Here is a 9,214-nt window from a genome sequence, read left to right on the forward strand (position 1 = left end):
ACAAAGGCACAAAGAACACAAAGAAAGATAAGAAAGATAAGAAAAAGAGACTTGTGTGTACACGGTAGCTTATTAATGGGGATTTAGGGGGATTGATTTTAAGTTAATGTCTTAACCGAGTAGTATTGATTGACGACCTTACTACTGCACAAGCTAGAAGCCTATGCTATGGAAGGTAGGCGCCCCAACATTTAGCAACAATCCATATTCTAAGCCTTCGACAACGGCTTGATATGAAGCATCTAGAATATTTGTTGATACTCCGACAGTAGTCCAACGCTGTTGTCCGTTACGTGATTCTACTAACGCGCGTGTTTTGGCATCTGTACCCGCATTTGGGTTGAGAATACGAACTTTGTAGTCAGATAGTTCAAAGTCGCTGATGCGAGGGTAAAAAGTTATTAAGGCTTTGCGTAAAGCTGCATCTAACGCGGCTACTGGCCCATTACCTTCTGCCACCTGTAAAATGTCTTTACCTTCAACAGCAACTTTTACTGTCGCAAGCGCATTATTTATTTCTTTCCCCCTTGCTAAGTCACAGTGAACCTGAAACCCTTTGACTTCAAAAAACTGCTGTCTCGTACCTAATGCTTCACGCATTAATAACTCAAAACTAGCTTCGGCGCCTTCAAATTGATATCCTTCGCTTTCTAGTGCTTTGAGACGTTCTAAAATTTCTCGCGTCAGTGGGTTCTGTTTATCTAGCTCGATGCCAAAGGTACGCGCTTTTGCTATCACGTTGCTGACTCCTGCTTGCTCAGATATTATTATCCGGCGCCTATTTCCTACTTGTTCTGGCTGAATGTGTTCGTATGTAAGAGGGTTACGTTCTACTGCTGAAACATGTATTCCCCCTTTGTGGGCAAAAGCTGAACGTCCTACAAAAGCTGCATGTTCATCTGGTGCCAAATTTACTACTTCACTAACGAAACGACTCGTTTCTGCTAATTTAACTAACTGGTTATCTTCTATACATTGGAAGCCCAGCTTGATTTGGAGATTAGGTATTAAAGAACACAAGTTAGCATTGCCGCAACGCTCACCGTAACCGTTGATTGTGCCTTGAACCATTGTGGCGCCTGCCATAACAGCGGCTAAAGCGTTGGCAACCGCTGTATCAGAATCGTTGTGGGTGTGGATTCCGAGTTTGGCACCTCCAAGATGGCTGGTAACTTCTGCTACAATCTGGCTGATTTCATGGGGTAATGTGCCGCCGTTAGTGTCACATAGCACTATCCATTCGGCGCCGGCTGATACTGCTGTGGTTAAGGTTTGTAAGGCGTAGTCGGGATTATTTTTGTAGCCATCGAACCAATGTTCGGCATCGTAAATAACGCAGCGTCCCTGAACTCGAAGATACTCAATACTGTCGCGAATCATCGCCAGATTTTCTGATAAAGTAGTCTTTATGCCTTCAATAACGTGTAAATCCCAGGATTTGCCAAAAATTGTCACCCAGCGAGTTCCCGCAGCTAGGATTGCCTGTAACATTGGTTCATCCGCAGCGGTTGCATTGGGACGACGAGTTGAGCAAAAAGCTGTAACTTGCGCGTTTTTGAGTGGTGAAGATTGCAATTGCCAAAAAAATTGCACATCCTTCGGATTTGCTCCAGGCCAACCTCCTTCTATAAATGGAATACCCAGCTCATCCAAAGCGCGCGCGATGCGTAATTTGTCTTCAATAGATACCGATAAACCTTCACGTTGAGTGCCGTCTCGAAGTGTGGTGTCATAAAGCCAGATTTGAGGTGAGGATTCAGGCATAAGGTTAGAAAAGATCAGGACAAGTTTCGAGGTGATGTGTAAATATACAACAGAAGCCAGGAAAGTGAAGTGGGAATGCCATGCCAAAGGTATTAGCTCAGGGTAAAACAATTAAATGCGATTTGGGAGCAAACTTAAGAAAAGTTTTGCTTGATAATAGTATTGACCTCTACAATGGCGGTGAATCGGTTATTAACTGTCGTGGAATCGGTAGTTGTGGTACTTGTGCTGTTTCCGTGGAAGGCAGAGTCTTAGAAACTAACTGGCGAGACTCGTTACGTCGCTCTCTACCTCCTCACTCAAATGAACGAAACTTACGCCTAGCCTGTCAAACACAAGTTTTGGGCGATGTTAAAGTTATAAAATATGACGGATTTTGGGGACAAGGTTCTCAAATTGTCTGGAGTTCCCTTTAATCCTAGGGAAGTAATTTATGTACTCAACAAATTTTAATTAAGGGGAAGTTAATATGGGAAGATGGACACCACTAGTCTTAATGGCAGGCGGTTTAGCGATATTGTTAGGTACTTTGATTGGTACTTGGTATCCTATGGGCGGTTCTCAAACTGCTCAGTCACCTCAACAGGCGCCAAATCGAGCATCAAGCGTTTTGCCAGCTAATTTAAACGTGAATACTACTACAAGTGGTTCAAACAACAAAGGCGCCGTAGCTCAAAACAACGCTCCAACCGACAACAATGATAATTCAACCACAAACAACACCAATATTGACCAAAACCAATCTACTTCAGGTTCTACCTCTGCTGACTCCAACTCCAACTCAGGTAATTCGCCAATTCGAGCTTTGTGGTAAATAGCTGCGTATTGTTTGTAGAGACGTTACATGTAACGTCTCTATGTGTGGTCGATTTACCTGAAAATTGCCGTCGTGTATCAAATGACGTAGAATATGCGCTATGAGTTAGTTATTGGGTTAGTTGTAAGTCATGGTTAGGAGTTGTTACCATATAAACCCTTGACAAATGACTATAACTAACGGCTAATTACTAACGAATTAATGCGATGGCTAGCGATATTTTAATAATTGGTGGCGGTGTTATCGGGTTGGCAACCGCCATCGAACTGAAGATACGGGGTTGCAATGTTACTGTAGTCAATCGCGATTTTCAAACTGCTGCTACTCAAGCTGCTGCTGGGATGTTGGTTCCCGATGCTGAAAGGGTTCAGGGTGCGATGCGTGATTTGTGTTTATTATCGCGCGGTCTTTATCCCGAATGGACAAGCAAGCTCGAACAACTTACTGGGTTGAATACCGAATATTGGGCTTGCGGTAGTTTGATGCCTGTGTATAGAGAAATAGAAGGACAGGAAAATAATAGTTCTCATTCTTATTGGTTAGACAAAAATACAATCCATCAGTATCAACAAGGGCTAGGTGAAGAAGTAATCGGCGGCTGGTGGTATCCTGAAGATGCACAAGTTGATAACCGCGCGCTTGCCAGAGTATTGTTAACTGCCGCGCAATCGCTTGGTGTTGAAATTAAAGAATCGCGCGTTAATGGTCTTTTAATTTCTGCTGGAGCAATTACGGGTACACAAACTAGCGCTGGTGTAATGAGTGCTGAACATTACATCTTAGCAACAGGAGCATGGTCTAACGAATTATTTCCTTTACCTGTACGTCCGCGCAAAGGACAAATGCTGAGTCTGCGCGTACCTGATTTCATTACGGAATTACCCTTAAACAGAGTTTTGTTTGGTGAGGAAATATACATTGTCCCTAGGCACGATAGACGAATTATTATCGGCGCCACGAGTGAAGATGTTGGCTTTACACCTTACAATACTCCCACCGGAATTCAAACTTTACTGCAAAACGCGATTCGTTTATTTCCACAGCTAAAAGATTACCCAATAGAAGAAATGTGGTGGGGATATCGTCCTACAACTCCTGACGAGTTACCAATTTTGGGTGAAAGTCCTTATAAAAACTTAACTTTTGCCACAGGACATTATCGTAACGGGATTTTGCTTACACCAGCAACAGCATTACTTATTGCCGACAAAATCACAAAGCACATTTGTCACCCCTTACTGCAACATTTCCATTACTCACGCTTCCAAATAAAGGGAAAAACCATCACACCTATGTTTACGCACTCCGCTAATTTTAATAACGGCAATATAGTAAAAAGCAACACGTCTACCCAATTATCAGTTGCAAATTCTTTATCCCCACTTTCCGACTCACCTCTTAAAATTGCCGGAAAATCTTTTACTTCTCGTTTAATGACAGGTACAGGTAAATACCGTTCTATCGAGGAAATGCAAAAAAGTGTGGTTTGGAGCGGTTGTGAAATTGTAACTGTTGCAGTGCGAAGAGTTCAAACTAATGCGCCTGGACATGAAGGATTAGCGGAAGCACTTGATTGGGGTAAGATTTGGATGCTACCAAACACTGCCGGTTGTAAAACTGCTGAAGAAGCGGTTCGTGTAGCAAGGTTGGGACGTGAAATGGCGAAGCTACTTGGACAAGAAGACAATAATTTTGTTAAGTTAGAAGTTATACCAGATGCTAAGTATTTACTTCCAGACCCAATTGGCACATTACAAGCTGCTGAACAGTTAGTTAAAGAAGGATTTGCCGTACTACCATATATCAACGCTGACCCAATACTTGCACAACGTCTAGAGGAAGTTGGTTGTGCGACTGTAATGCCATTAGCGGCGCCTATTGGTTCTGGACAAGGTATACAAACAGCCGCCAATATTCAGATTATTATCGAGAATGCCAAAGTCCCTGTAGTTGTTGATGCTGGTATTGGCGCCCCATCCGAAGCTGCAAAAGCGATGGAAATGGGCGCCGACGCTTTGTTAATAAATAGTGCCATTGCACTTGCACAAAACGCTCCGGCAATGGCATCCGCCATGAACCTCGCTGCAACTGCTGGGCGCCTAGCATATTTGGCAGGCAGAATGCCAATTAAAGACTACGCTAGCGCTTCCTCTCCTTTAACTGGAACAATCAATTAGAAGTGCTGAGTAGAAAGTGCTGAGTGCTGAGTAGAAAGTGCTGAGTAGAAAGTGCTGAGTTAGGAGTCTCACTCATAACTTTCAACTCCTAACTCTTAACTCTACTCAGCACTCAGCACTCAGCACTTTATTAAGTTTTGTCTATTAAGTTGAGAGTAGTTATGCTTAGTTATGTAACATTAGTTAAAATAACTTAAGTAAAGGAAGAATTCATGCCTTATACCACAGAAGAAGGCGGTCGTCTGAATAATTTTGCAAGAGAACCAAAAGTATATACCGCAGAACCTCCCAGTGATGGACAAAAGCGTAATTACATTTTTTTGGGAGTCTTTGGTATTGTGCTGGTCGGAGGTTTGATTTTTGTCGCCTTCTCGGTCTCATAATCTTTTCAAAAATATACTTTAGTAAATATTTATTCATCTTTGTACAGTGGCGCCCAAGTACTGCGTCTCTACTACAGTTTCAACCCAGAAAAACTTGCTATCATTTTCAGGTTCCACGCTCCTGTGTGAACCTGCTTTTTTATTTGTTAAAATTACATAAAGCGATTCGTATAATTAGATACTTATTCCTTATAGAAGTTCTAAAATCGCTATTTGTCCTGAAAAGCAGAGTTTAAAGTCGAAAAACGATTCTATGGCAAGAGTTATAGGCGACAAAAAGCAAATATCTCACTCGATTCAATGTAAACAGCAAGTAAGCATGTGACGCCACCATGAGCGTGAATGAAGCTACACACCCCGAAAGTTCTGCTTGGAACAAACAAGTATATCACCGTCTCAAGCTTGCCCTGAGTCTTGGCTTGCGGAGACAAGTCTTTTTGGCGGTGTGTGATGATTTAAACCTGCGAAATCAGGTGGCAGCGCGGTTGCATTCAACGCTGGCATATCCGGTTGGGCAAGTTTTGTATCAACCTGCCAATTCGTTGGAAACTAGTACACCAGCGTATCCGCGACTGGTAACGTTACGGTTGAATTTAAGCGACCCAAACCCCATTGCTCAAATTAACCAATGGCTAACAAATTACCCACCACCAATTGTAGGCAAAACAAAAGATACTCCAGGTAAACCACTACCAATACCAGCGTTTCAAATTGTTGGAGTTGAGCAGTTAACACGCCAACCTGTTGCAACACAGCGGTTATTTCTACATTATTTACGATTAATTGAACAACGTACATCAACACCAGAATCAAATCGATATTTGGAGTCGAGTTTACTTTTGTGGGTTCCACGTCCTTGGTTACACGCAATACAGCAGTCGGCGCCGCAGTTTTGGCGGTATCGGACGGGTTTATTTACCTTTGCTGGGGAACCAACACCAACTGCAAAAACCAAAGCATTTCCAGAGAGACTTTCGGCGCAGGGAGTAGATTTAGGTAATCTTGAAGAATCAATATTAAATGATGTTATTATTTCCGACGGAGTTCGAGATGCTGATACGCCGGAAGATTTTGACTTTCCACAATCCCAACAATCAGTTAATCGTAGCCATAGCAAGAAGGAACCTACACCATTACAATCGGAACTGCTAGCAGTTGGATTATCTACTGATGAACCTCCAATTCGGGATACCCCTACTCAACCTGAAATTCAGGCGCCTAATCGTTTCAAACATGTTGGCAAGGAGTTAATCGAACTCGTGCTAGCAACGCTGGACACGCAGTCAACAGGTGACGAGGTAACATCACCGGAGACAATATTAGAGGAAATCGACGAACTACATAGCAAAAAAGCTGCTGCTGAAAGTATAGCAATTGGATATCAAAGGCTTGGTAATTTATATCGCTTGCGGATTGAGCAGGGACAGTCTACCTTAGAAAATTTAATGGTGGCGATCATTGCTTATCAAGAAGCAATTACATATGATGAAGTCTCGCCTCAAGTTCCTGACATCTTAAACGACTTAGGCACTTTATATTGGATGTTATACCGTACTCCTCCCAATTCTGAGGAGGGGCAGTCATATATTGAGCAGGGGATCGAGTTTTATCAACTGGCATTAAAATTAATTTCAGCGCAGAGCCATCCAGAAACTTACGCACGCGTACAAAATAACTTAGGTACTGCATATGGTGACTTAGCACGTTTTTCTAGTCCAGCAGAAAATTGGCAGTTAGCGATTGTAGCATATTCAGAAGCACTGCAATACCGTACTGCTGAAATGGAACCACTCAAATTTGCCGCATGTCAAAACAACTTAGGTACTGCATATTGGCATTTGGCGCAGTACAATCTTCCTGTTGTGCATTTAAAGAAAGCTATTGGCGCCTATAAAGAAGCGCTAATGTACTATACACCTGAGCAAGAACCGTTAAAATATGGCATGATTCAAAACAATATTGGAACGGCGTATTGGAATATTGCTCAGTATGAACAACCTAGTGAACATTTACGGTTGGCAATTGGCGCCTATAAAGAAGCTTTAAAATTCCGTACACCAGCAAATCAACCTGCTGCTTGTTCTGCAACGTTGAATAATCTTGGTACAGCTTACTGGCATTTTGCAAATCAAGCACAAACACCAAAACAAGAGCGGCACGAATATTTAGAAAAATGTATTAAGTCTTATAAAGAGGCTTTAAATTTGGCGCATTCACTTAGTGGAATAACATTGAGCTTTGATATTTTCGCAACGCATAATAATTTAGGACTCGCGCACTATCAACTTGTTACCGATGCTCATTGTGAAGCAGATAAAAATGAGCGTTCTAAACATCTTGAAGCTTCATTAGATAACCATTTGCAAGCGCTTAATGGTATGAGCAAACAACCTGAAACATATCAAACAACACTGTCGTATATAATTAAAACTGTACGCGGATTCCATAATGAGTTGGGTATTCAAGGGCAAAATTTGGCATTATCTAAAGTTCCTGGTTCGTTATTGCCGGAGATTTTGCCGAAGTTGTAATCCTGGCAACGGATTGTAACGGATGTAACGGATAGTTGATTCATCTATTTTTATTCATCCGTAGCATAGGCGTCTCGCCTGTGCTACACCAGGTCTAACATAAAAGGTCTTTTTTTGCTATCACAAAAGGTGAATTTATATAAACAGCGCCAATTTTCATCAATGCATTTAAGTTTACAGATGTCGTCATCAGGACTTATCCTTTATTTCTTGTTAGTAATTTTACCAGTAAAGTACAAAATGCCATTAAGTATTTTTCCCCCACTTACTTTATTCATGGCACCGATGGTATGGTACGATGATACCGAAAATCAAAAAATTATCCCCTTTTCCCGCACCTCTTGACAAAAATGCAATCACTCTAACCTCTCACTGATGCGCCTACTCTGCTTCGCCAATGAGAGTAAAAGCTGCCCAATCAACGGGATTCGGATTATTTTTCATCGTCGTCAGCATCGCCTGTCGCAGCGCTTGTGCCTTGTCGTCGCCCTTTTGCAGATTTTGATAAAATTCCGTCATTAATAGTGCTGTGGGCGCATCTGGAACCGACCACAACGATACTAAGACACTGGGTACGCCCGCACTAATTAACGAACGAGATAAACCAATTACTCCATCCCCAGTTAAGCGTCCGCGTCCGGTGTCGCAAGCGCTTAAAACTACTAATTCAGCATTAAGTTTTAAATCGAGGATTTCTGAAGCAGTTAATAAACCATCATCTTTACCTGATGGAGTCAAAGCAATAGCGCTATTTAATCCTTGGATATCATCAAATATGCCGTGGGTTGCTAAATGCACAAATCGCGCTTGGGGTAAACGCTTGACTACAGTTGCAATTGTCGCTTTGTTGCCGATGAGAGGTTCGGTTTTGAGTAACTTGCTAATTGCAGTTGCTTCCTGTTCTGCACCAGGTAAAGAAGTTAATTGTTGAGGAGTTTCGCCGATTTTTGGTGCGACAAAAGGCATCGTCGGATTACCTACAATCAAAGTATCTTTACCCTGGATGGGTTGTGTGCCGATGCGTTGTTTCTGTTTGTGGGTTAAGTCTAAAACCTGAATCGATGGGGATGTGAGAATAGTGTGTTTTTCAATCAGGTATTTCCCGTTTGCGTCAATTAATGCAGGCAAAGGAACGAGGAATAATGCACTTTGAGGAATAAAGATAACTTTGTCGTTAGAGTTTTTAGGTAATAAGTCAGCGATGGGGTTGATTAATAATTCGTGTAGACGTTTTAAATTGTTTTTGGTTTTGGGTGCATTGGGGTTGTAAGTTACCTTGATGCCGCGAAAAGCTGTACCTCTTGCACCAATTGAGTTGCGGCTGGTGGTAACAAGCTTGTCAAGAGTTGTGTTTTCTTTTTGCCATAGGGGTTTGAGGTCAGCTTTGCGGAAAGTAACTTCACCTGTGGGTTTAATTACCCAAATGTAGAGTTCTGATTCTTTACCTTGCGGTTTACCCTGAATTTTAAATTCATCATAAATATAGCCTTTCCTAAGCTGGTGAGGTACAATAACAGCAATGAGCAAACCAATTACGAATGT

General features: G+C 42.0%; 7 protein-coding genes. 5 read left to right on the forward strand and 2 right to left on the reverse strand.

From position 1 onward, the window contains the following. Positions 1 to 153: 153 nt before the first annotated feature. Entirely contained in the window at positions 154 to 1,764 is a 1,611-nt protein-coding gene (gene cimA / locus AC2JBO_RS39810) for a citramalate synthase (RefSeq protein WP_496959152.1), read from the reverse strand. 80 nt (positions 1,765 to 1,844) lie between these two features. Between cimA and AC2JBO_RS39815 the strand changes: the two genes are divergently transcribed. From AC2JBO_RS39815 to AC2JBO_RS39835, 5 genes are all read left to right on the forward strand, one after another. Continuing rightward, positions 1,845 to 2,180, forward strand: coding sequence for a 2Fe-2S iron-sulfur cluster-binding protein (locus AC2JBO_RS39815; protein WP_496959153.1), 336 nt, complete (start codon positions 1,845 to 1,847; stop codon positions 2,178 to 2,180). Between the two features lie 53 nt (positions 2,181 to 2,233). After that, the gene (locus AC2JBO_RS39820; protein WP_496959154.1) at positions 2,234 to 2,578 is read left to right on the forward strand and encodes a hypothetical protein; all 345 of its coding nucleotides are present in this window, start codon (positions 2,234 to 2,236) and stop codon (positions 2,576 to 2,578) included. 209 nt (positions 2,579 to 2,787) lie between these two features. Continuing rightward, the gene (thiO, locus tag AC2JBO_RS39825) at positions 2,788 to 4,758 is read left to right on the forward strand and encodes a glycine oxidase ThiO (protein WP_496959155.1); all 1,971 of its coding nucleotides are present in this window, start codon (positions 2,788 to 2,790) and stop codon (positions 4,756 to 4,758) included. A 212-nt stretch (positions 4,759 to 4,970) separates the two neighbouring features. Continuing rightward, positions 4,971 to 5,141, forward strand: a complete 171-nt coding sequence (gene psb34, locus AC2JBO_RS39830; protein WP_496959156.1) for a photosystem II assembly protein Psb34 — start codon at positions 4,971 to 4,973, stop codon at positions 5,139 to 5,141. Positions 5,142 to 5,473: 332 nt separating this feature from the next. After that, the gene (locus tag AC2JBO_RS39835) at positions 5,474 to 7,672 is read left to right on the forward strand and encodes a tetratricopeptide repeat protein (RefSeq protein WP_496959157.1); all 2,199 of its coding nucleotides are present in this window, start codon (positions 5,474 to 5,476) and stop codon (positions 7,670 to 7,672) included. 381 nt (positions 7,673 to 8,053) lie between these two features. On the opposite strand, the gene AC2JBO_RS39840 is transcribed toward AC2JBO_RS39835, so the two are convergent. Continuing rightward, positions 8,054 to 9,214 (reverse strand): CHAT domain-containing protein (locus AC2JBO_RS39840; protein WP_496959158.1); only part of this gene is annotated, 1,161 nt, incomplete at its 5' end.

This window comes from Calothrix sp. CBUCES-K 9914, from assembly GCF_059640475.1.